Origin of the sequence: Streptomyces sp. NPDC096205 (genome assembly GCF_044763135.1) — a bacterium.
Classification (GTDB): domain Bacteria; phylum Actinomycetota; class Actinomycetes; order Streptomycetales; family Streptomycetaceae; genus Streptomyces.
In genome coordinates this window covers 741,906-763,514 of the sequence record NZ_JBIWFS010000001.1, presented here as the reverse complement: position 1 = coordinate 763,514, position 21,609 = coordinate 741,906, and the positions used below count along the sequence as shown (strand labels likewise).

General features: G+C 72.0%; 16 protein-coding genes. 8 read left to right on the top strand and 8 right to left on the bottom strand.

Annotated elements, in window-relative coordinates; all coding sequences use genetic code 11:
• Positions 1–3: 3 nt before the first annotated feature.
• Positions 4–951 (top strand): helix-turn-helix transcriptional regulator, encoded by a 948-nt coding sequence (locus ACIQ6Y_RS03445; RefSeq protein ID WP_404032224.1) that lies wholly within the window; start codon positions 4–6, stop codon positions 949–951.
• 39 nt (positions 952–990) lie between these two features.
• Here the strand turns inward: ACIQ6Y_RS03445 and ACIQ6Y_RS03440 are convergent, their stop codons facing one another.
• Positions 991–3,651 (bottom strand): cellulose binding domain-containing protein, encoded by a 2,661-nt coding sequence (locus ACIQ6Y_RS03440; protein ID WP_404032221.1) that lies wholly within the window; start codon positions 3,649–3,651, stop codon positions 991–993.
• Between the two features lie 235 nt (positions 3,652–3,886).
• A complete protein-coding gene (locus tag ACIQ6Y_RS03435) occupies positions 3,887–6,799 on the bottom strand; it encodes a glycoside hydrolase family 48 protein (protein ID WP_404032219.1) in 2,913 nt (970 codons plus the stop codon).
• A 458-nt stretch (positions 6,800–7,257) separates the two neighbouring features.
• On the opposite strand from ACIQ6Y_RS03435, the gene ACIQ6Y_RS03430 reads away from it, so the two are divergent.
• The 3 genes from ACIQ6Y_RS03430 (at position 7,258) to ACIQ6Y_RS03420 (ending at position 10,385) form a co-directional block, all read left to right on the top strand.
• A complete protein-coding gene (locus ACIQ6Y_RS03430; RefSeq protein ID WP_404032216.1) occupies positions 7,258–7,524 on the top strand; it encodes a hypothetical protein in 267 nt (88 codons plus the stop codon).
• Positions 7,525–7,555: 31 nt separating this feature from the next.
• Entirely contained in the window at positions 7,556–9,289 is a 1,734-nt protein-coding gene (locus ACIQ6Y_RS03425) for a glycoside hydrolase family 6 protein (protein ID WP_404032214.1), read from the top strand.
• A 190-nt stretch (positions 9,290–9,479) separates the two neighbouring features.
• A complete protein-coding gene (locus ACIQ6Y_RS03420; RefSeq protein ID WP_404032212.1) occupies positions 9,480–10,385 on the top strand; it encodes a class I SAM-dependent methyltransferase in 906 nt (301 codons plus the stop codon).
• A 68-nt stretch (positions 10,386–10,453) separates the two neighbouring features.
• On the opposite strand, the gene ACIQ6Y_RS03415 is transcribed toward ACIQ6Y_RS03420, so the two are convergent.
• From ACIQ6Y_RS03415 to ACIQ6Y_RS03405, 3 genes are all read right to left on the bottom strand, one after another.
• Positions 10,454–11,290, bottom strand: coding sequence for an aldo/keto reductase (locus tag ACIQ6Y_RS03415; RefSeq protein ID WP_404032209.1), 837 nt, complete (start codon positions 11,288–11,290; stop codon positions 10,454–10,456).
• 109 nt (positions 11,291–11,399) lie between these two features.
• Positions 11,400–13,226: an AMP-dependent synthetase/ligase gene (locus ACIQ6Y_RS03410; protein WP_404032206.1), complete on the bottom strand. Its 1,827-nt coding sequence runs from the start codon at positions 13,224–13,226 to the stop codon at positions 11,400–11,402.
• A 380-nt stretch (positions 13,227–13,606) separates the two neighbouring features.
• Positions 13,607–15,109, bottom strand: a complete 1,503-nt coding sequence (locus ACIQ6Y_RS03405) for an MFS transporter (RefSeq protein ID WP_404032203.1) — start codon at positions 15,107–15,109, stop codon at positions 13,607–13,609.
• 119 nt (positions 15,110–15,228) lie between these two features.
• Between ACIQ6Y_RS03405 and ACIQ6Y_RS03400 the strand changes: the two genes are divergently transcribed.
• Positions 15,229–16,209 (top strand): Lrp/AsnC family transcriptional regulator, encoded by a 981-nt coding sequence (locus ACIQ6Y_RS03400; RefSeq protein WP_404032200.1) that lies wholly within the window; start codon positions 15,229–15,231, stop codon positions 16,207–16,209.
• An 18-nt stretch (positions 16,210–16,227) separates the two neighbouring features.
• Here the strand turns inward: ACIQ6Y_RS03400 and ACIQ6Y_RS03395 are convergent, their stop codons facing one another.
• Positions 16,228–17,082 carry a LysR substrate-binding domain-containing protein gene (locus ACIQ6Y_RS03395; protein WP_404032197.1) on the bottom strand — a complete coding sequence of 285 codons (855 nt, stop codon included), beginning with the start codon at positions 17,080–17,082 and terminating at the stop codon, positions 16,228–16,230.
• A gap of 190 nt (positions 17,083–17,272) precedes the next feature.
• Between ACIQ6Y_RS03395 and ACIQ6Y_RS03390 the strand changes: the two genes are divergently transcribed.
• Complete coding sequence (locus ACIQ6Y_RS03390) at positions 17,273–18,313, top strand: bile acid:sodium symporter family protein (protein WP_404032195.1); 1,041 nt, start codon at positions 17,273–17,275, stop codon at positions 18,311–18,313.
• Here the strand turns inward: ACIQ6Y_RS03390 and ACIQ6Y_RS03385 are convergent.
• Together ACIQ6Y_RS03385 and ACIQ6Y_RS03380 are read right to left on the bottom strand one after the other, a co-directional pair.
• Positions 18,249–19,481 carry a DUF4185 domain-containing protein gene (locus tag ACIQ6Y_RS03385; RefSeq protein WP_404032192.1) on the bottom strand — a complete coding sequence of 411 codons (1,233 nt, stop codon included), beginning with the start codon at positions 19,479–19,481 and terminating at the stop codon, positions 18,249–18,251. The genes ACIQ6Y_RS03390 and ACIQ6Y_RS03385 overlap by 65 nt on opposite strands.
• A gap of 44 nt (positions 19,482–19,525) precedes the next feature.
• Positions 19,526–20,443, bottom strand: a complete 918-nt coding sequence (locus ACIQ6Y_RS03380; protein ID WP_404032190.1) for a zinc-binding alcohol dehydrogenase family protein — start codon at positions 20,441–20,443, stop codon at positions 19,526–19,528.
• A gap of 89 nt (positions 20,444–20,532) precedes the next feature.
• Between ACIQ6Y_RS03380 and ACIQ6Y_RS03375 the strand changes: the two genes are divergently transcribed.
• Both ACIQ6Y_RS03375 and ACIQ6Y_RS03370 read left to right on the top strand, forming a co-directional pair.
• A complete protein-coding gene (locus ACIQ6Y_RS03375; protein WP_404032188.1) occupies positions 20,533–20,970 on the top strand; it encodes a MarR family winged helix-turn-helix transcriptional regulator in 438 nt (145 codons plus the stop codon).
• A 19-nt stretch (positions 20,971–20,989) separates the two neighbouring features.
• Complete coding sequence (locus ACIQ6Y_RS03370) at positions 20,990–21,517, top strand: isochorismatase family protein (RefSeq protein WP_404032185.1); 528 nt, start codon at positions 20,990–20,992, stop codon at positions 21,515–21,517.
• Positions 21,518–21,609: the final 92 nt, after the last annotated feature.

Genomic DNA, 21,609 nt, shown 5'->3' with positions numbered 1-21,609 from the left:
TCAGTGAAGTCCAGCCGACTCGTCTCGATCCTGCTGCTGCTCCAGACCCGGGGCCGGATGACCGCCGCCCAGCTCGCCGAGGAGCTGGAGGTGTCGGTGCGCACGGTCTACCGGGACGTCGAGGCGCTCACCGCCGCCGGGGTCCCGCTGTACGCGGACGCGGGCCACGCCGGCGGCTACCGACTCCTCGACGGCTACCGCACCCGCCTCACGGGCCTCACCTCGGGCGAGGCCGAGGCGCTCTTCCTGTCCGGCGTCCCCGGGCCCGCTGCCCAGCTGGGGCTCGGGCCGGTCCTCGCCGCGGCCCAGCTCAAGGTGCGCGCCGCCCTCCCGGCCGAGCTGCGTGTGCACGCCGACCGCATCAGCGGCCGCTTCCACCTGGACGCGCCCGGCTGGTACGCCGGCGCCGACGACGCGCCCTTCCTGCCCGCGGTCGCCGACGCCGTGTGGAACGGACACGCGCTGCGGGTGACGTACCGCCGCTGGCGCGAGCCCACCGACGTCGAGCGCCGCCTGGAGCCGTACGGGCTGGTCCTCAAGGCGGGCCGCTGGTATGTCGTCGCGGGCCCGGGGCCGCGCACCTTCCGGGTCGACCAGATCCTCGAACTCGCGGTGACGGGCGAGGAGTTCACCCGCCCCGACGACTTCGACCTGGCCGCCTACTGGACGGCGTACCAGCGCGACTTCCTGAACCGGCTGCACCGCGCAGAGGCGGTCGTGCGGCTGGCGCCGGGTGTGACACCGACCGGGCCCGCCGGAGATGCCGTGCGCGCCAACGGCCGTACGGACGAGGACGGTTGGACGGTCGCCACCATCCCCATCGAGTCCGTCGACCATGCCCACGGTGAGTTCCTGCGCCTGGGCACCGGCGTCGAGGTGCTCGAACCCACCGAACTGCGCGAGCGGATCGCGGCAACCGTCGCGGAGCTGGCCCGGCGCTACGGCCGTTGAGGGGCGCGCCCGGTATGGACACGCCCCTTGACGCTCAGCTCACGTGCAGGACTGGTCGCCGAGCTTGAACGTGGTCGGTCTGGCGTTCGTGCCGGTCCAGTTGCCGGTGAAGCCGAAGCTCACCGAGGAGCCGGCGGCCACGGTGCCGTTCCAGCCGACGTTCTTGGCCGTCACCGTCCCGCCCGAGGTGGAGAGGTCGGCGTTCCACGCCTGGGACACCGTCTGCCCGCCCGGGAAGGTCCAGCTCAGTGCCCAGCCGTTCCAGGCGCCGGTGCCCGTGTTGGACAGCTGCACATCGGCCTGGAAGCCGCCCGACCACTGGTTGGTGATCTTGTAGGTGACCGCGCAGGCGCCGGTCGGCGTGGGGTCGGGACCCGGACCGGGGCCGGGGTCGGTGCCGCCGCCGGTGTCGGAGGTGTCGCCGTAGATGATCCCCCGGCCGTTCGTCCCGACGTACACCCGGCCGTAGACGCGCGGGTCACCGGTGATCGTGGCGCCCGTCCAGCCCCACTGGTGGGCGTCGTCGTTGATCCGGGTCCAGGTCGCGCCCCGGTCGGTGGAGCGGAAGACGCCGCGCACGCCGCCGATCTTCGCGCTGGTGTAGAGCGTCTGGTACGAGGCTCCCGGCGCGGCCTTGCCGAAGCCGACGGTGTCGGCCTGCTCGACGTTCGACAGCTTGGTGAAGCTCGCCCCGCCGTTCGTCGAGTGCCACAGCCCGTACGCCCCGTCGCTCGCCCCGCCCGCCAGCCACACATCGCCCTTGGTGCCGGGCAGCGCCTTGAAGCGGACGCTGTCGCCGCTGGGCAGACCGGTCGCGGCGGAGGCGGTGAAGGTCGCGCCACCGTCCGAACTGACGTAGAACTTGCCCGACTTGAAGCCGTAGAACACCTTCGGGTCGACCCGGTCCGCCTCGACGACCGCGCCCGCCGGAATGCCGGTCGACGCCGACCAGGACGTGCCGAAGCCGGTCGCGTACTGCACGCCCGCGCCCTGCGGGCTCCACACGAAGCGGGTGCCGTCGGCCGCCGCGGCGACCGTGCCGCCGCCGCTGACCCCCGAAGGGTCCTGACCCGCGAACCAGTTGGCGCCGTTGTCGGTGGAGAACGCGATGTGCGGACCCGAGTCCAGATCGCCGACCCGCACCACCGTGTTCGGGTTGGTCTCGGCGAAGTCCAGGCTGGTGGTCGTGGTGAAGTTCGGCGCCGTGTACATCATCGCCGGCACCTTGGTCAGGTCCGTGTGCCGGAAGCCGCCGATGTCACCGAGCGCGCTGAGCAGCGGGGCGCCCGACGGGGGAGAGGCCAGGTCGAGGACGGCCGTCTCCTCCAGGCCCTGCACCATCGGCTTGATGGCGAAGGTGCTTCCGCTGTCCCAGTTGGTGAGGTTCTCGGTGCCGTACACCGTGGCTCCGGTGCCGTACATCATCCTGTCGGAGTTGAACGGGTCGATCTCCAACGACTCGGTCATCCAACCGAGTTTGGGCGTCTGCTCGGGCGGCGAGGGGTTCGCGCCCCAGGTCAGCCACGGCGAGGACGAGACGTCCATCGTGAAGCGGTTCTGGCGGTTGGGGTACGACGAGTAGTCCCACGCCTTCGTCCAGGTGCCGCCGCTGTTCGTCGAGCGGAAGATCTGGGTGTCCGGCCACCAGGAGCTGTACGCCGTCGCCATCACCGTGCCCGGCTTCTGTCGGTCGATCGTCAGACCGCTGAACCCGAAGTAGGTGTCGGCCTCCGCCACCGGGCTGATGTCCGTCCAGGTGCCCGTCGCGGTCGCGTACCGGTACAGCCGGCCCTTGCCCCCGTCGTACGGGCCGCCCGTGTCGCTGTAGGCGAGATAGAGGTAGCCGTTGCTCGCGTCGAGCACGCCCTTGTGGGCCAGATAGCCGGTCGGCTGCCCGGCCACCCGCGACCAGGTCGCGCCCGCGTCCGTCGAGCGGTAGACCGCGTTGTCCTTGTCGGCGACACCGACATAGATGGTCTTCGTGGCGGTGCCCGAGGTGCCGGTGGACTCGTCGAAGGTGACCCAGACGATGCCCTGGTTGTCGCTGTTGTAGCCGGAGGTGTCGCTCGGATCGGCCACGTAGTTGCCGACGTTGGGGAAGTTCGTCACCTGCGACCAGGTCACGCCCGAGTCCGTCGACCGCCACAGGCCCTTGCCGCTGGGCGCGCCCAGGTACAGCACACTGTTGCGGTTCGGATCGACCGCGAGGCGCTCGCCCATGCCGCGGCCCGGCATGTTGCCGCCCAGCTTGAACGGCAGGTTCGTCCTCTGCCAGGTCGCGCCCCGGTCCGCGGAGCGCATGACCGCGCCGTTGCCCGGGTCCCAGCCGTTGGTGTACGTCCCGACGGCCGCGTACACCCGGTTCGGGTCCACCGAGTCGGACGCGAGGCTCACCACGCCGGTGTGCCCCCAGTCGTCCCAGCCGACCGAGTCCAGCAGCGGCGTCCAGGTCCTGGAGGACTCCACCCAGCGGTAGGCGCCGCCGATGTCGGTGCGGGCGTAGGCGAGGTTCTTCTCCTTGCGGTTGAACACGATGCCGGGGACGAAACCGCCCCCGTCGATACGGGCGTTCTTCCAGGTGTAGGTGTCGGCGGCGATCGCCACCGATCCGCTCTCGGGCGCGCCGACCGCGACGGGCGCTCCCGCCAGCAGGCCGGCCGCGAGCGCGAACACGGCCGTGAGGATGCGGGTTCTTCGCACGGGATCCTCTCCCTTGGGGGTGGAAAGGCATGGATGACCGGGCGGCCCCCGTGCGGGAGGGGGCCACCCGGCCGGTCGGCCCCGCCGTCAGGTGACGGGGCCACGCACACGGAACTTTTCAGGCGCTCAGCGGTGAGGTACCTAGGGGCGCGGGGAACTGCGCGACCAGCCACGGACGACCCGCAGCCGAACCACGACAGAACCACGGCCCGCCCCGCGGAGCGACTGGCGGGGGCTATTCAAGGAGCTCCGCGTACGAGCCCATGGCGAGGGCGATGTCCGCCTGCGCCCAGAACCGGTGGTACGTGAAGGACGGCACCGCGCCGCCCGCGAGGTACGACTCGATCTTCGACCAGGCCGGGTCGTCCTCGTAGAAGGAACGGATGGACGCGAACGTCGACGACGAGTTGATCGCGTCTCCGTTCGGCATCGTGCCCGTCCAGCCGCTGGGAACGTAGATCGGGTCGTCGAAGCGGCTGTAGTCGGTGCGGTTCTCCGGGACGGCGATGCCCAGGGCGTCCTGGTTGTTCTTCCACATGCCGTCGAGCAGGGCCTTCGCGGTCGAGGCCGCCTGGGTGTCACCCGAGCGGTCCGCGTAGTACGTCAGGGTCTTGGCGTACGCGGCGGCCACACCGACGTCGTTGGTGTAGTCGACCACGGACACGTGCAGCCCGTTGTTCGCACCCGGGCTGGTGGCGTTCCAGGTGTCGGGCTGACCCGACCAGCCGAGAGTCGAGGGGATGCGGAACGTGCCGTCGGGGTTGACGGTCGTCTCCGACAGCGCCCAGTCGACCCACTTGTCGAGCACCGCCTTCGCGGCCGCGTTGCCCGTCTGCTGGTAGTACTCGGCGACGCGCTCCATCGACCACGCCTGGAAGCCGAACCACTGGTTGGACGGCGGGTCGTGGTAGACGGGCTTCTCGTCGTAGTACATGCCGTAGAAGGTCGACGTGCCGGCCGGCGGAGCGGCGTACCGGCCCGCCCAGCTGTTGGTCGCGCCACCGGCGATCGCGCCCTCGCTGGACTGCAGCCAGCGGTAGAACTCGATCTGCCGCGTCAGCGACCTGGACCAGTCGGCCGTGCCCGTGGCGGACTTCGGCTTCAGCGGGTCGTAGGAGCTGAGCGCGTACGCGGCGAGCGGGTTCTGGTAGCCGCCGTGCGCGTGGCTGGAGCCGATGCGCCAGGCCCAGCCCGCCGAGGTGTCGGTGGCACCGCCCCAGGCGTAGTACCAGGACAGCAGGTAGTGCGAGGCGTCCTTGCCGGTGCCGGCGGGGCAGGACGGGCTGGTGCAGTTGCCGATCTTCTTGAAGTACTTGTCGTACATCGCGTAGCGCAGGTAGTCGCCCATCTTCGCGGCCTTGGTCACGGTCGCGGAGACGTCCGACCCCTTGCCCTGCTGCTTGGCCCACACGTCGGCCCAGTACGCGGCCTGCACCGCGCGCGCGTCGGCGTCGGGCGCGTTGGTGAACTTCCACTGCTTGGCGTAGCTGGAGTCACCGGTGAACAGGTCCAGATAGCCGTTCCTGCCGCCGTACTTGAACGCGTCGCAGGTCGGCTGCGGGACGGTCTCCCACACCGACTCCTGCGGGCCGCGCTGGAAGGTGTTGATGTAGGACGGGCCGGTGTCGGTCGGGCCCGCCTCGCACTTGCCGGGCGCGTTGCCGTAGCCGTAGACGTTGTCGACGTCCTGGATCCAGTGCATGCCGTAGACGTCGTCCGTGCCGTACGCCGACTTCAGCTCGCTCGCGATCGGGTCAGGGCCGACCGAGACAGCCGTGTCCAGACGGGACGGGTACTGGTTCACGTTGTCGTACTCGGGCGCGTAGGTGGCCGGCTTGGAGGCGTTGTAGAAGGAGTTGGTCGGCTGGTCGGCGTGGGTGGGGATCATGTACTTCTCCATGATCTCCCAGGCGCCGTTGAACTTGGTCCAGTCGCCGGTCACCTTGCCGTACATGGCCTGGAGCCACAGGAGGTAGCTGTACGCCTCCGAGGTGGTCTCATGGCCGTGGTCGGGCGCCTCGACGATCAGCGTCTCCACCGAGTGGTAGGGGATGCCCTCGGGGGAGAAGTAGCCGTTCGCCGGGTTGGTGATCTTCCCGTACAGCTCCAGGAACCGGGCGTCGTACTCCTTGGTCGCGGCGATCTCCGTGACCGTGACCGTGGCCTTGGCGTGCCCGGTCGCCGTCGAGTCGAAGGTCGCGGCTCCCGTGCCGGTGGCGTTCGCGGTGATGGTCACCCGCTGCGCGGTGTTCCAGTTCTGCGGGGTGAAGGTCAGGCTCGCCCCGCCGGTCACCGTCAGGCCGGTGTTGCCGCCGGTGCGGGCCGTGGTGACGGTGACGTTGGAGGAGGGCTGCGTCGACAGCTTCACCTCGTAGGTGCCCGTCTTGCCCTGCTGCACCGGGAGTTGGGCCGGTGTGGCGACCACGGACGGCCCGGAGGCGACCGTGATGCCGACCGGGGTGGAGTCGGCGGAGGCGCCCAGGCTGTCGTACGCCTTCGCCACCAGCGAGTGGTTGCCCACGGCCAGGTTCGACGCCGAGAGCGAGTACGGCGAGCTGGTGTCGGTGCCGAGCAGGGTCGTGTCGTCGTAGAACTCGACCTTGGTGATGGTGGCGCCGTCGGCCGCGGCGGCGGTCGCCGCGAGCGGGACCGCGTTGCCCTGCGTGTACACCGCGCCCGCGGTCGGGCTGGTCAGCACGGTGATCGGCGGCTGGTGCGCGCCGGCGCACGTGGTGCCGTTGATCGCGAAGGACGTCGGTGCGGCGTTGCTGCCGCTGTAGGTGAACTGGGCGCCGGTCGACACCGCGGCTCCGGCGGCGATCGTGCCGTTGTAGCCCGCGTTGCGCACCGTGACCGACTGCCCGGACTGGGACCAGGTGCCGTTCCAGCCGTTGCTCAGCCGCTGGTTGCCCGCGTAGGCGTAGGTGAGGGTCCAGCCATTGATCGGGTCGGTGCCCCGGTTGGTGATCGTCAGGTCCGCGGTGAAGCCGGACCCCCAGTCGTTGGTCTTGTAGTCGACGCTGCACTGAAGTGCCGCTGCCTGGGCGGGAGTCGAACCCGTGCCCAGCATGGTCAGGGGAAGCGCCAGAGCAGCGACGACGGCCGTCCACAGCCGTCGGACCGTTCTGCGCCTGCGAGGGGGGTGCACGTGCTGGTTCCTCCTTGCGGCTCGGAGTAAGAAGTCAAGGCTTGAACCAGTGGGAGCGCTCCCATAGTGAAGACGGGGTGGATTCCGGTCAAGGTGTTTGAAGAGTCGAAAAGATTCGACGAACGCCATCGGAGAAAAGTCAAGCCGATCCCCTGTCCTTTACCGGCACTTGGCGCTACCTTCCTTCGCACCAGTGGGAGCGACTCCACCAGTCGACACGTGCCGTCACAGCGCGTCCGAACTGCAAGGAATCGCTCATGCGACACCCCCCGCGTTCAGCTCTTTTACTCGCCGGGGCCGCGTCGGTCTGTGTGGTGGAGCACTCCGTCACCAGCCGGTGGGGACCCGGATTCCAGGGATCCGCGAGGATCACCAACAGCTCGGCCCTGCACGGTGGTTGTCGGCTGCCCCTCGGCCTCGCCGGAGGGCGGAGAGACCGGCCAGGGCTGGAACGCCCGGTGGCCCCGGCCTTGTCGTGCCGTGACCACCGCGAGCGAGGACCCCAAGTCCCCCTGGCGACGGGCGAGATCGGCGAGAACACCTGCGCGCACTTCTTCACCGACCACGTGCCGGCGTGGTGCGACGCGCGCGGCCCGTCCCACCCGGGCCGGCCCCCGAGCACCCTGAACCGCCGCTCCGGGCCCGCCTCGATCACCGCCCACGACGGCACCCCCATGCCGTTCGGCAGCGGCCTGCGCGACCAGCTGCGCGGCGCCACCCCGTAACCCCCCATCCAACATAAGGAAACCCGCACTCATGAGCCGTACCAGAACTGCGTTGCTCGCCGCCCTGGCGCTCACCGCCGGAGCCTCCGGGACGGCGCTCGCCGTCGTACCCGGTGACACCGGCATCGCCGCCGCGCCCTGCACCGTCGACTACAAGGTGCAGAACGACTGGGGCAGCGGCTTCACCGCCGCCGTGACCGTCACCAACAACGGGGCCGCCAAGTCCTCGTGGTCGGTGGGCTGGTCCTACGCCGGCAACCAGAGGGTCACCAACGCCTGGAACGCCAAGGTCACCCAGAGCGGGGCCGCCGTCACCGCCGCCAACGAGTCGTACAACGGCACGCTGGCGACCGGCGGTTCGACCAGCTTCGGCTTCCAGGGCACCTACAGCGGCAGCAACGCGATCCCGGCGACCTTCACCCTCAACGGCGTGACCTGCAACGTCGACGGCGGCGGCCCGACCGACCCCGGCCCCACCGACCCGGGCCCGACGGACCCCGGCACACCCACCGGCCGGGTCGACAACCCGTACGCCGGCGCCAAGGTGTACGTGAACCCCGAGTGGTCCGCGCACGCCGCCGCCGAGCCGGGCGGCAGCCGCATCTCCAACCAGCCCACCGGTGTGTGGCTGGACAGGACCGCCGCGATCAACGGTGTGGGCGGCGGGATGGGCCTGCGCGCCCACCTCGACGAGGCACTGCGGCAGAAGGGCACCGGCGAGCTCGTCGTCCAGCTCGTCATCTACAACCTGCCCGGCCGTGACTGCGCGGCCCTCGCCTCCAACGGCGAGCTGGGCCCGACCGAGATCGACAAGTACAAGACGCAGTACATCGACCCGATCGCCGCGATCCTCGCCGACTCCAAGTACCGCGGCCTGCGGATCGTCACCACGGTCGAGCTCGACTCGCTGCCGAACCTGGTCACCAACGTGACCCCGCGGGCCACCGCCACGCCCAACTGCGACGTGATGAAGGCCAACGGCAACTACCAGAAGGGCGTCGGCTACGCCCTGAACAAGCTCGGCGACATCCCCAACGTCTACAACTACCTCGACGCGGGCCACCACGGCTGGCTCGGCTGGGACGACAACTTCGGCCCCTCCGCCGACATGTTCAAGACCGCCGCGACCACCGAGGGCGCGACCGTCGCCGACGTGGCCGGCTTCATCGTCAACACCGCCAACTACAGCGCGCTGAAGGAGAACAACTTCAAGATCACGGACTCCGTGAACGGGACGTCCGTGCGCCAGTCCAAGTGGGTCGACTGGAACCGCTACGTCGACGAGCTGTCGTACGCGCAGGCCATGCGCGAGAAGCTGGTCTCCGTCGGCTTCGACTCGAAGATCGGCATGCTGATCGACACCTCCCGCAACGGCTGGGGCGGCAGCGCACGGCCCACTGGCCCGGGTGCCACGACCAGCGTCGACACCTACGTCGACGGTGGCCGCTACGACCGCCGCCTCAACACCGGCAACTGGTGCAACCAGGCCGGCGCGGGCCTCGGCGAACGGCCCAAGGCCGCTCCCGAGCCGGGCATCGACGCGTACGTCTGGATCAAGCCGCCGGGCGAGTCCGACGGTGCCAGCTCGGCGATCCCGAACGACGAGGGCAAGGGCTTCGACCGGATGTGCGACCCGACGTACACCGGCAACCCGCGGAACAACAACAACCTGTCCGGCGCCCTGCCGAACGCCCCGCTCTCGGGGAAGTGGTTCTCCGCGCAGTTCCAGGAGCTCATGCGCAACGCGTACCCGCCCCTGTCGTGAGGGGACGACCGGTTGGACCGGTTGGACCGGATGACCGTGTGACATGACGGCTGCTGTGCCGGGACCGGGCCGCCCCGGCCCCGGCGCAGCACCGCCGCGCTGCCGCTTTTTGCGGTTACGGCAACACCACTGGCCTCTCCCCGGTGCGTCGGCGCACGCTGGCCGCATCCCGGAGGAGAGGCTGACCACCATGGCGCACGCACACCACGCACCCCACCAGCACGGCGGGGGGCACCACCACGACCACGACACCACCGACATCGACTGGGCCGAGATGGGCCCCCTGCTGGAGGCGCAGGCGGAGCTGTTCACACCGCTCTACGAGCACGCCCTGTCCTGGCTCGCCAAGCGGCAGACGGACCCGGGCCTGGTGGTGGACGCCGGCAGCGGCCCCGGTGTGGTGGCCGGCCTGTTCGCGGAGACCTTCCCCGGCGCCCGCGTGGTCGCCGTCGACAGCACCGAGCCCCTGCTGGAGCGTGCCCGCGCCCGTGCCGAGCGGCTGGGCGTCGCCGACCGCTTCGGCACCCTGGCCGGCGAGCTGCCCGGTGTCCTCGGCGATCTCGACTACCCGGCCGACCTGCTGTGGGCCAGCCGCAGCCTGCACCACCTCGGCGACCAGCGCGCCGCCCTCGCCGCGTTCGCCGAGCACCTCGCCCCCGGCGGCACCCTCGCCCTGATGGAGGGCGGCCTGCCCGCCCGCTACCTCCCCCGCGACATCGGCATCGGCCGCCCCGGCCTCCAGGCCCGCCTGGACGCCCTGGAGTCGGAGTGGTTCACCCGCATGCGCACCTCCCTGCCGGACACGGTCGACGAGACGGAGGACTGGCCCGCCCTGCTCACGGCAGCCGGCCTCAAGCCCACCGGCACCCGCACCTTCCTCCTCGACCTCCCCGCCCCGGCCCCCGACCGCGCCCGCGCCTACATCGCCGCCCACCTGACCCGTCTGCGCGACGCCATGTCCGACGACCTCACCCCCGAGGACCGCACCACCCTCGACCGCCTGCTCGACCCCGCCGACCCCGCGAGCGTCCACCACCGCCCGGACGTGTTCGTCCTGGCGGCCCATACGATCCACACGGCCACGCGCGTGCAGTGACCGCCGGGCATGCACGAGCGCCCCGGAAGCCGCGCAGGCTCCCGGGGCGCTCGTCGCCGAGTGACAGGTCAGGCCATCTCGAACGTCGCCGGGTCCGGGCCCAGGCGGCGGTCTTCGTTGAGGGCGCTGATCGCTGCGAGGTCCTCGGTGTCGAGGGTGAAGTCGAAGACGGCGATGTTCTCCGCGATGCGGGACGGCGTCACGGACTTGGGGATGACGATGTTGCCGAGCTGGAGGTGCCAGCGCAGGACGACCTGGGCCGGGGTGCGCTGGTGCTTCTGGGCGATGGCGACGATCGCGGGAACCTCCAGGAGGCCCTTGCCCTGGCCGAGGGGCGACCAGGCCTCGGTGGCGATGCCCTGCTCGGCGTGGTACTCGCGGGCGGCGTGCTGCTGGAGGTGGGGGTGCAGCTCGATCTGGTTGACCGCGGGGATCAGCGAGGTCTCCGCGATCAGGCGCTCCAGGTGCTCCGGGAGGAAGTTGGAGACGCCGATGGACTTGACGCGGCCGTCGGCGTGGAGCTTCTCGAACGCGCGATAGGTGTCGACGTAGAGGTCGCGCGACGGGGTCGGCCAGTGGATCAGGTACAGGTCCACGTAGTCCAGGCCGAGCTTCGCCAGGGACTCGTCGAAGGCGCGCAGGGTGGAGTCGTACCCCTGGTCGCTGTTCCAGACCTTGGTGGTGACGAAGATGTCCTCGCGGGGGACGTCGGAGGAGGCGATGGCCTTGCCGGTGCCCTCTTCGTTGCCGTAGATCGCTGCTGTGTCGATGCTGCGGTACCCGGCCTCCAGCGCGGTGGCGACCGCCCGCTCCGCCTCGGTGTCCGGCACCTGCCAGACGCCGAAGCCCAGCTGGGGCATCTCGACGCCGTTGTTGAGGATGATCGGGGGGACCTTGCTGCTCACGAGCTCTCGATCCTTCGGTTGTCGTCAGGTGGTACGCACATCGTCAACGATCACCCGCCGTGATGCATTCCTGACCCGGAAATCCGCCGGCCGCAGGCGACGACCCGCCTCACACCCTGTACAGCGCCTCCACCTCCGCCTCGTACGCCTTCTCGATCGCCTTCCGCTTCAGCTTCAGCGACGGCGTGAGCAGGCCGTGCTCCTCGGTGAAGGGCTGCGCGAGGATGCGGAAGGTGCGGATGGACTCCGCCTGGGAGACGAGGGTGTTCGCCGCGACGACCGCCCTGCGGACCTCCGTCTCCAGGTCCGGGTCGCGCACCAGCTCGGCCGGGCCGAGCGGCGGCTTGTTGCGCATGGTCAGCCAGTGGTCGACGGCGTCCCGGTCGAGGGTGACCAGCGCCGCGACGAAGGGCCGGTCGTTGCCGACGACCACGCACTGGTGGACCAGCGGGTGCTCGCGGACCCGCTCCTCCAGGGGCGTGGGGGAGACGCTCTTGCCGCCGGAGGTCACCAGGATCTCCTTCTTGCGGCCGGTGATGGTGAGATAGCCGTCCTCGTCGAGCTGGCCCAGGTCGCCGGTGGCCAGCCAGCCGTCGTGCAGGGTCTCGTCGGTGGCCTTGGGGTTGTTGAGGTAGCCCTGGAAGATGTTGGGGCCGCGCAGCCAGATCTCGCCGTCCTCGGCGATGTGCACAGTCACGCCGGGCACGGGCTGCCCGACCGTGCCGTAGCGGGTGCGCTCGGGCGGGTTCGCGGTCGCCGCCGCCGTGGACTCGGTCAGGCCGTAGCCCTCGTAGATCTGCACGCCCGCGCCCGCGAAGAACAGCCCGAGCTGCCGGTCCATCGCCGAGCCGCCCGACATGGCGTTGCGGATCCGCCCGCCCATCGCCGCGCGCACCTTGGAGTAGACGAGCTTGTCGAACAGCTGGTGCTGCATCCGCAGCCCCGCCGAAGGGCCGGGCCCGGTGCCCCAGGCCTTCGCCTCGACCGCCTCGGCGTAGCGCACCGCCACGTCCACGGCCTTCGCGAACGGACCCTCCCGGCCCTCCTTCTCGGCCTTACGGCGAGCCGCCGCGAACACCTTCTCGAAGATGTACGGCACGGCCAGGATGAACGTCGGCCGGAACGCGGCCAGGTCCGGCAGCAGCGCGGCCGCGTCCAGCCGCGGCTGGTGCCCGAAGCGCACCCTGCCGCGGATCGCGGCCACCTCCACCATCCGCCCGAAGACATGCGCGAGCGGCAGGAACAGCAGGGTCGCCGCCTCGTCGCCCTTCTTGGAGTGGAACACCGGCTCCCAGCGCGCGAGGACGGTGTCCGCCTCGTACATGAAGTTGCCGTGGGTGATCACACAGCCCTTGGGACGGCCGGTCGTGCCCGAGGTGTAGATGACCGTCGCCACCGAGTCCGGCGTGACCGCGTTGCGGTGCCGGTGCACCACCTCGTCGTCCAGATGCGCCCCGGCGTCGTACAGCTCCTGCACACAGCCCTCGTCGAGCTGCCACAGCCGGCCCAGGCGCGGCAGCCGGCCGATGACGGTCGCGATGGTCATGGCGTGGTCCTCGTGCTCCACGACCGCGGCCGTCACCTCGGCGTCGTACAGCATCCAGAAGCACTGCTCGGCCGAGGAGGTCGGATACAGCGGCACCACCTGCGCGCCGATCGTCCACAGCGCGAAGTCGAACAGCGTCCACTCGTAGCGGGTGCGGGACATGATGCCGACCCGGTCGCCGAACCGTACGCCCTGCGCGAGCAGGCCCTTGGCCAGGGCGAGCACCTCGTCGCGGAACTCGGCCGAGGTCACGTCCCGCCACTGCCCGGCCTCGTCCTTGCGGCCGAGCGCGATGTGCCGCGGGTCCTCGGACGCGTGCTCGAAGACGACGTCGGCCAGACCGCCCACCGGCGGTGCCAACGCCGACGGAGGGTTGGTGAACTCGCGCAAACCCGCTCCCGCCTCGATCTGGCGCTCCGCACAGCGCCGTGAAAGCTACCCCACGCGTCCGGGCGGCGGGAGGGCCCGGGAACCGGAGGGGTGCTCAGGTCCGCGCTGGTCAGGAGGGGAAAATGCGTGCAGATGGGGAAGGGCCGGACAGATTCCTGACGGTCCAGTAAGTTTCGGGACCCCAATCTCCACGGAATCTGTACGACCCGAGCAGCCGGTTCCGTGACGTTCCGGCGACTCGCAGCCCGAGGCCCAGGCCGGACCCGCCCCGGCCGTCACCCGTCGGTGCAGGCCGGTCCCGTCCCGGCCGTCACCCGTCGGTGCAGGCCGGACCCGTCCCGGCCGTCGCCCGTCGGTGCAGACCGCGCCCGCCTCGGCCGTCACCCCGAGGCGCGGGCAGGCCTCTCCTCCGTCAGCGTCGGCGCGGCCGAATCCGTCACTGCGCGCGTCTGTGTCCGCGCAGGGCGGACCAGCGCCAGTACCAGCAGCCCCGCCGTCACCCCCAGCACACCGGCGACCACGGCCGTCGCGTTCAGGCCCGACGCGAACGCCGAGCGCAGCGCCTGCTCCGGGAACCCGCCCCGCAGGGCCCCCGCACCGCCGCCCGCGAGCGTGTGCGCCGCCTCGCGCGGCAGTTCGTCCGCCATCCGCGAGGTCAGCACCGTCCCGAAGACGGCGATCGCGAGCGCGTACCCGAGCTGCCGGAACGCGTTCACCGCACCGCCCGCCATCCCCGACTGCTCCGGCGGTACGGCGGCCAGCGCGGCCCCCGCGATGCCCGGAGCCACCAGACCGGTGCCCAGGCCCACCAGCAGCAGCCCCGGCACCAGCGCCGAAGCCGTCGAGCCGGAGTCCAGGAACGCCAGGCAGAAGTGGCCCGCGCCGATCAGCAGCAGACCGCCCCCGACCGTGAACCGCGCGGGCACCCCGTGCAGCAGCCGGCCGCCCGCCGCGGCCACCACGAACGAGGCCAGCGACAGCCACAGGAACACCGCGCCCCCGCGCACCGGGCTCATCCCGAGCAGCGTCTGCAGCCAGATCGACGTGTACGGCATCAGCCCGAACGCCGCCCCGCTGAACGCCAGCGCGCCCAGCATGACCCCCGCGAAGGCCGGCCGCAGGAACAGCCGCGGGTCCAGCAGCGGATCGGCCGCCCGCAGCTCCACCACGACGAAGCACACCAGCGACGCCGCCGCGAGCCCGAAGGAGGCGAGGGCACCGCCGTCGCCCCAGCCGTTCTCACCGGCCCGCACCGCACCGAAGGTGACCGCACCGGCGGCGCCGGCGAACAGCGCCGTGCCCGCCCAGTCGATCCGGCGGCCCGCCGCGCCCTTCGACTCCGGCACCGCCCGCAGCGTCAGCCACACCGCGGCCACGCTCACCGGCAGATTGACGTAGAAGATCCACCGCCAGCCCGGCCCGTCGGTGAGGAGCCCGCCGAGCACCGGGCCCACCGCGGCCGCCGCCCCGCTGACCGCGCCCCACACGCCGAGCGCCACCGACCGGCGCCGCCCCTGGTAGACCGAGCCCAGCAGCGGCAGCGTCGTCGCGAGCATCGCCGCCGCACCCACGCCCTGCACCACCCGCGCCGCGACCAGCACGCCCGGCCCGGACGCCAGCCCGCACAGCAGGGACGCCGCCGCGAACAGCACCACACCCGCCACATGCACCCGCCGCCGCCCCAGTACGTCGGCCGCGGCCCCCGCCCCGAGCAGCAGCGCGGCCAGCGCCAGCGCGTACCCGTCCATCACCCACTGCAAGTCGCTCAGCGAGGCGTCCAGCGCGCCCGCCATGTCCGGCAGCGCGACGACCACGATCGTCACGTCCAGCAGCAGCATGAACGTGCCCAGGCACACCGCTGTCAGCGGCCCCCATGTCCGCATGTCCCACTCCCCGTATCCACTCGTACCGGCCTTCTGTTCGCTCCGTACGATGGGTGGCGCGCAGCGGATCGCGGCGGAAGGGAGCCATGGTGCGGCGGAATCCGACCGAAGGGCAGGGCATGGAGCTGGAATCCGACATCGTCGACGGGCTCGACCTCCAGATCCTGGACGCCCTGGAGGTCAACGGCCGCGCCTCCTTCAGCCGGATCGGCGCGGTGCTAGGCGTCTCCGACCAGACCGTCGCGCGCCGCTACCGGCGGCTGTGCGCCGAGGCCGGGCTGCGGGTCGTGGCCGTCCGGGACGCCGCGCGGCTCGGGCAGGACCAGTGGACGCTGCGGCTGCGGTGTGTGCCCGACAGCGCGCTCACCATCGCCGACGCGCTCGCCAAGCGGGCCGACACCAACTGGATCGGGCTGGCGGCCGCGGGCACCGAGCTCATCGTCTGCACCCGGCCGCGCAGTCCCGGCGACCGGGACGACCTGCTGCTCGGCAAGCTGCCGCGTACGCCACGCGTGCTGGAGATCCGGGCGCACCAGGTGCTGCACCGCTTCTACGGTGGTCCGACCGGGTGGCTGCGCAAGTTCCGCGTCCTCGGCGACGAGCAGGTCGCCGCGCTGCGGGCCGAGCTGCCGGTGGGCGAGGGGCCCGCGCGGATCTCTCCCGAGGACGAGCCGCTGGTGGAGGCCCTGGAGCGGGACGGCCGTGCCACGTATCCCGAGCTTCAGCGGGTGACCGGGCGGTCGGAGTCCTCCGTGAAGCGGCGGCTGGCCTCGCTGCTCGGGTCCGGCGCGGTGTACATCGACATCGAGTACCGGTCGGAGGTGCTGGGGTATCCGATGGCGGCGGAGTTGTGGATCACGACCGCGCCGTCCGCGCTGAGGTCCGTGGGGGAGGCCATGGCCACCCATGACGAGGTCGCTCATGTCGCGGCCACCGCGGGCCCCAGCAATCTCATCGCCACCGTCGTGGTGCGGTCCACCGCCCATCTGTACGAGTACCTCAGCGGGCCGTTGGGTCGGTTGGAGGGGGTGCAGCATGTGGAGGCCTCGCCGTTTCTCCGGCGGGTCAAGCAGCTGACGTATCAGGCGGTCGGGCGGTGAACCGGCGCCCTCGGCCCTTCAGGGACGTACTCTTCCGGCCAGCACCGCGGCCGCCAGCGCCTCCGCCGGGCCGTGCGGCGACGCCCTGCGGGGGTTGTGCAGCAGCACGAAGTCGACCTTGCCCAGTTCCGGCAGGCCGGCCCGGTCCGGGACCCGGACCAGCCCGGGTGGGATCAGGCCGCGGGAGTGGGCCATGACGCCGAGCCCGGCTCTCGCGGCGGCGATGAGGCCGTTGAGGCTGCCGCTGGTGCAGGCGATGCGCCACTCGCGGCCCTCGCGCTGCAGGGCCTCCAGGGCCATGGCGCGGGTGATGCCGGGCGGCGGGTAGACGATCAGCGGGACGGGGCGCTCGGGGTCCAGGCGCAGGCGCTCCCCGCCGATCCAGACCAGGCGGTCGTGCCAGACCAGGCGCCCGCGCGGGTCCTCGGCCCGGCGCTTGGCGAGCACCAGGTCCAGCTTTCCGGCGGCGAGCTGTTCGTGCAGCGTGCCGGACAGCTCCACCGTCAGCTCCAGGTCGACCTCGGGGTGGTCGTGGCGGAAGCGCTCCAGGATCTCCGGCAGCCGGGTCAGCACGAAGTCCTCGGACGCGCCGAAGCGCAGCCGCCCGCGCAGCCGGGTACCGGTGAAGAACGCCGTCGCCTGCTCGTGCACCTGGAGGATCCGCCGGGCGAAGCCGAGCATCGCCTCGCCGTCCTCGGTCAGCTCCACCGAGTGGGTGTCCCGGGTGAACAGCGCCCGGCCGGTGGCGTCCTCCAGACGGCGTACGTGCTGGCTGACCGTCGACTGGCGCAGCCCGAGCCGCCGGGCGGCCTGCGTGAAACTCAGCGTCTGAGCCACCGCGAGGAAGGTGCGCAGCTGGGCGGGGTCGTACACCCTCCTGACGTTATCGCGGAACGTGATGGCAGTCAGTGTGGTGTACGGGATTCCCGATCACGGCGTCGCGGAGCAGGATGGAGGGGGGACCCCTTGGCCGGGACCTCGGGGCTCTTCGGCTGGGCCTCGGGCCCCTTCGGCCGGGGTCTCGAGCCCCTCACATACGACCGAGCACCGAAAGCGGAGCACAGTGAAACGCCTGCGATGGCCGACCCGGCTGCCGATCGACCCGTACGTCCTGCTGTTGCTCGGGACGGTGGGCCTCGCGGCGCTGCTGCCGGCCCGCGGCACGGGCGCCGAGGTGGTCGACGGGGCGTCGACGGCCGCGATCGCGTTCCTGTTCTTCCTGTACGGGGTACGGCTGTCCACCCGTGAGGCGCTGGACGGGCTGAAGCACTGGCGGCTGCATGTGGTCGTGCTGGCCTGCACCTTCGTGGTCTTCCCGCTGCTCGGGCTGGCCGCCCGCGGCCTGGTGCCGGTGCTGCTGACCCAGCCGCTCTATCAGGGCCTGCTGTTCCTGACGCTGGTCCCCTCGACCATCCAGTCGTCGATCGCGTTCACCTCGATCGCCCGCGGCAATGTGCCCGCCGCGATCTGCGCCGGGTCCTTCTCCTCGCTGGCCGGCATCGTCGTGACCCCGCTGCTCGCGGCCTCGCTGCTGGGGTCCAGCGTGGGCGGGTTCTCGGCGGACTCGCTGGTGGAGATCGTTCTCCAACTGCTGGTGCCCTTCGTGGCCGGGCAGGTGCTGCGCCGCTGGGTGGGCGGCTTCGTCACCCGGCACAAGAAGGTGCTGGGCCTGGTCGACCGCGGCTCGATCCTGCTGGTCGTCTACGCCGCCTTCAGCGAGGGCATGGTCCAGGGCATCTGGTCCCAGGTCAGCCCGCTGCGGCTGGGCGGCCTGCTGCTGGTGGAGGCCGTGCTGCTGGCGGTCATGCTGGCGCTGACCTGGTACGGCTCGAAGGCGCTGGGCTTCGGCCGCGAGGACCGCATCGCGATCCAGTTCGCCGGTTCGAAGAAGTCCCTGGCGTCCGGGCTGCCCATGGCGAGCGTGCTGTTCGGCGCGCACGCCTCGCTGGCGGTGCTGCCGCTGATGCTCTTCCACCAGATGCAGCTCATGGTGTGCGCGGTGATCGCCAAGCGCCGCTCGCACGACCCGGTCGAGCCCCTCAGCGCGCGTCCCTCAGCCGCAGCGTCACGAACCGCGGCCGGTACAGCGCCACGTTCGCGTTGATCCGTGCCGCGGCGTCCGTGGTCCCCAGCCAGTTGACGTCGTAGCTGAGCACCAGCCGCCCGCCGCCGCTCAGTTCGGGGTGCGCCTGCGGGTTGTAGGCGGCGACGCCGTCGGGGGGCAGCGGCGGGGTGATGCCGCGGGCCGGGCCGTGCCACGGACCGGTGGGGGAGCAGGACCAGTACGACGTCACCGTGTGCAGCCCCGCCGTCCCCGCGGCCATCGTGAACAGCACGTACGTCTCCCCGTCCCGCACCACCGAGAAGGCGCTGCCCACCCCGGCGCGCCGCCCGTCCCCGAGCACCGGGCGCGGCACCGCCCCGGCCGCCCACTCCCGGCCCGTCCAGTACTCCCAGGCCGACGGATCGCCGAGTCCGCCCTCGGGCACCCGGGCGACGTACGCCGAGGAGACCGGGCGGGAGACGGCGCGGCTGTCGTCACCGCCGTAGACGTACGTCCAGCCGTCCTGCTCGACCAGCGTCGTGCCGAACAGCACGCGCCGCGAGGGGTCGGGGACCGTCCGCTGGTCGTGCACCTTCACCACGGACTCGACCCTGAGGCCTGGCAGCGAGAGCGTGGCGACCTCGGTCGCGGTGGGCACGCCGTAGATCCAGGGCGGCTGCCCGGCGGTGCGCGTCCACAAAAGGACGCGGACGACCCGGTCGGTGGCGCCGGGGGAGCGGGGCTCGACGCGGGCGGCGACCGGCCAGCGCCACTGTCCGGGGCCGGGGTCGGGGAAGAGGAGGGCGCTTCCCAGGGGTCCGGGGAGGGTGCTCTCCAGGCGTCCGTCCCGCATGACCACGGCCGAGTTGCGCACCATCGGCGCGGCCGCGTCGCGCCAGGCGGCGGACTCGCCGTGCGGGTTGGGCGGGGCGTGCACGGCGCCCAGGAACGTGTCGGAGAACAGCCACAGCAGCCGGCCGTCCGGCAGCCGCACCGAGTGGGTGCCGTCGCCGCCGGTCCAGTCGTCGGTGCGGGCGGCGTCGTCGCCGTAGCGCGCGAACTCGCCGGTGAGCCGCTCGTCGGCCGACCAGGAGCCGATCGCCCTGGGCCCGCAGCCCTCGCCGTCCGGCCCGTCGCCACCCGGCAGCGCGGTGAGCAGCACGGCCCCCAGAACCAGGGCCAGCAGCAGGCCGAGCCCAGGTGCCAGGCGCTGTGCGGCGAAGGACATGTGCGGCGACGTTAGTGGCTGCCGGGCACGGGGTCCATGGGGCCTCAGGGCACCAGGACGACCTTGCCCAGGTTGGCCCGCGAGGTGATCGCGCGGTGCGCCTCCTCGGCCTCGGCGAGCGGGTACTCGGCGTGCACGGCGGGCCGCAGGGAGCCCTCCGTGAACAGCCGCCACAGCTCCTGGCGCCACTGCTCGTACAGCTCGGGCCGTCCGCGGGCGATCAGCGCCATCTGGAAGCCGATCACCGACCTGGCGCCCACGAGCAGGTCGTACGCCTGGATCGTGCCGCCGCCCGAGCTGTACGCCACCAGCCGCCCGCCCGGTGCGAGCGCGGCCACCGCCGGGCTGAGCAGCTCACCGCCGACGGCGTCGAGGGCGTAGTCGACGGGCTCGCCCCAGTCGGTGTCGTCGTAGTGGACGACCTCGTCGGCGCCGAGGGAGCGCACGAAGTCCGCCTTGGCCGGGTCGGACACGGCTCCCACCACGCGGGAGGCGCCGCGCAGTCGGGCGAGCCGCACCGCGAGATGGCCGACGCCGCTCGCCGCGGCCGTGACCAGCGCGGCCTCGCCCGGGGCGGGGCGTGCCGCCTCCAGCGCGCCGTACGCGACCAGGCCGCTGCGCACCAGGGCGACGGCGTCCACGGCCGAGGCGCCGTCGGGCACGGGGGACGCCATGGCCTCCAGGAGCGGGGCGTACTCGGCGTAGCCGTGCCCGAAGCACAGCCCGGTCACCCTGTCACCGGGGCGGTATCGGGTCACCCCCTCGCCCACGGCCACGACCTCCCCGGCGATCTCGCCGCCCAGCGCGATCGGCTCGGCGGCCTCGGTGACCTTGCGGACGACGGGCAGGGTGACCCCGACGGCCTCGCAGCGGACCAGCAGCTCACCGGGCGCCGGCTCGGGGACGGCGACCTCCTCCAGGAACAGGGGGCCGCCGGGACGGTCGTAGCGGATGCGGCGCACAAAGCCTCCGAGGACGTCGGGTTCGTTGGGAGTCCCAACGATAGCCGGGATCGTTGGGAAGTCCAATGGTTTCCGTCTAGGCTGCCGCCATGACCGAAGCCCCCCTGCCCGCGATCCGCTCCCTGCCCAGCTGGCTGCTCGGCCGCGCGGCGGCCCGGGGGCGCGCCCTGGTGGCCGAGGCGCTGGCCGCCGAGGACCTGCGGATGTGGCACCACGTCGTGCTCTCCGCCGTCCGCGACCTCGCCCCCGTCGCCCAGGCCGACCTCGGCCGCTCCGTCGGGCTCGACCCCAAGGACCTGGTCGGCATCCTCAACGACCTCCAGACGGCCGGCCTCGTCGTGCGCGCCCCCGACCCCGCGGACCGCCGCAAGAACGCCGTGTCCCTCACCGAGGCGGGCGACCGGAAGCTGACGCGCTGCGAGACGGCGGCCCGCGAGGCCAACGACACCCTGCTCGCCCCGCTGTCGACGGCCGAACGGGAGCAGTTCATGCGCCTGTTGACGCGCATCTCCGGGACACAGGGGTGAGGGCGGTTACCGTTCCGGCATGACCGCACCCACCGCGCTCGATCCGGCGCGCACCGCCCTCGTCCTGGTCGATCTGATGGACCGCATCGTCGCACTGCCCCTGGAACCGCACACGGGCGCCGAAGTCCTGGCCGTCTGCGAGGAACTGGCCGCCCGCTTCCGGGCCGCCGGGGCGCCGGTCGTGCTCGTCCGGGTGGAACGGCCCGGCGTGACCGAGCAGCCGCCCGGCAGCGGCCTGGCGCACGGGCTGCTCAGGGACGGGGACATCGAGATCGTCAAGCGCACGATCGGCGGCTTCCACCTCACCGGACTCGACGACCGGCTGCGCGGGCAGGGCGTCGACACCCTGGTGTTCGGCGGCATCGCCACCAACCTCGGCGTGGAGTCCACCGCCCGCGCCGCCGGTGACCTCGGCTACGAGCTGGTCTTCGTCGAGGACGCCATGACCGCCTTCACCGCGCCCGAGCACACGGCCTCCGTGACGCTGGACTTCCCCCGGCTGGGCACGGTCGCGGCGGCGGCCGACGTCACCTTCCGGCAGGGCTGAAGCACGAGGCGGAGCCATGGGCGGAACGCCCAGCGGGACCCCGGCGGCGCAGGGGGCGCTCCCCGCCGTACCGGGGTCCCGCCGCCCGTGCA